This window comes from Parachitinimonas caeni (genome assembly GCF_030129945.1).
GTDB lineage: Bacteria > Pseudomonadota > Gammaproteobacteria > Burkholderiales > Chitinimonadaceae > Parachitinimonas > Parachitinimonas caeni.
This window is the reverse complement of sequence record NZ_JARRAF010000120.1, coordinates 1-1,338: the sequence shown is the minus strand read 5'-3', so window position 1 is coordinate 1,338 and position 1,338 is coordinate 1. Positions and strand designations below refer to the sequence as shown.

Genomic DNA, 1,338 nt, shown 5'->3' with positions numbered 1-1,338 from the left:
CATTCGTGGTATTCGGCAGCGCTCCTGATCCATTCCCACTCCCCCCGCCCTCGCCCGCCGGCGAGGGGGCGCCGTTGGCGGGGGTGCGGATACCCGCCCCGGCCTGCACCAGCGGTGCCTGATTGGCGCGCCAGCCGTAGTTGGCGTAGAGCAGTTGGCGATCGGCGGCGGTGAGAACCCCGTCGCCGTTGATGTCTGCGGCCATTCCAGGTGGCTGCGTGGCGCCCTGAGCGGCAGCCAGCGCCTGTTCGAACAAGGTGCTGTCCGTCCCATCCACCGCCCCATCGCGGTTGAGGTCGCCGGCGAGGCGGATGGTGACTTGGGCATCTCCCTTGCCGGTCAGCTGCAGCAGCTTGAGCCCGGCTTCGGTCACGCGGATCAGGGTGGTGCGGCCACTGCGGCCGATCACGGTCGCGCCAAGGGCGTCGATCGTGGCGCCCTGGCTGTCAATCGCCAGAATCACTGCGCCTTGGGCGCCGGGGGTTTTGACGCTGGCGTCGAGCTCGCTTTGCCGCACGCTGAAGCTCAGGTAAGTCGAGGTGCCATCGCTCAGCTGGCCCTCCCAGCGGTTGCGCGGCGTGGCGCCCTGCCAGTGCACGGCGGCACCGAGGTCGGCGGTGATGGCTTGGGTCAACAGCTGGCCGTTCTGGTCGTAACCATAGCGCTGGCCGATGTCCTCACTGCCCAGCGGCCGCACCAGCATCAGGCGGCCCTGGGCGTCGTAGCGGTAAGCCAGGCTCTGGCTGCCCTGGGCGGTCGGGCCGCTGACACGGCTGAGCCGGCCCTGGGCATCGCGCAGGCAGTCGAGGCGGTCGGTACGGCCGACCACGGCAATGCCGGCATCGCTGAGCAGCCATTGCACGCCATCGCTGAACACCACCCGTTCGATCCGGCCATCGGCGGCCAGCTGGTATTGCGTGCCATCGGGGCCAGTCAGGCGGTAGCCGGCGGCCTGCCAGGGCAGACCGGTGGCCTGATCGTACAGGCTATGGCCCAGCGCCTGCAGCGCCACGGGGCGATCACTGGACGGATTGAGGGCGTCCAGGCGCCAGCCGGCCGGGCCGTTGAACACGGGGCGCAAGCTGTGCAGGCCGTGGCCCAGGTCGACCGTTTCGGTGGCGAGGCTGAAGCGCAGCGCCTGCAACGGGGCTTGTGGCTGGCTCAGGCTGGCCGGCAGTTGCAACCACAGGCGGGCGCCGGTCTGCCACGGCGCCAGACTGCCGCTGTCGCGGATCTCGGTCTGATCGTGACTGAGGCGGCTCTGGAACAGCGGCAGCTGCCAGTTGCCGGCATCGGCCGAGGAGGTCTGGCCGTTCAGTTCACGGTTCAGCGCCAGGG

At 70.0% G+C, this 1,338-nt stretch carries 1 protein-coding gene; it reads right to left on the bottom strand.

Features of this window, described 5'->3' with window-relative positions:
• Positions 1-1,338 (bottom strand): dockerin type I domain-containing protein (locus PZA18_RS23865; protein WP_284103396.1); only part of this gene is annotated, 1,338 nt, incomplete at both ends.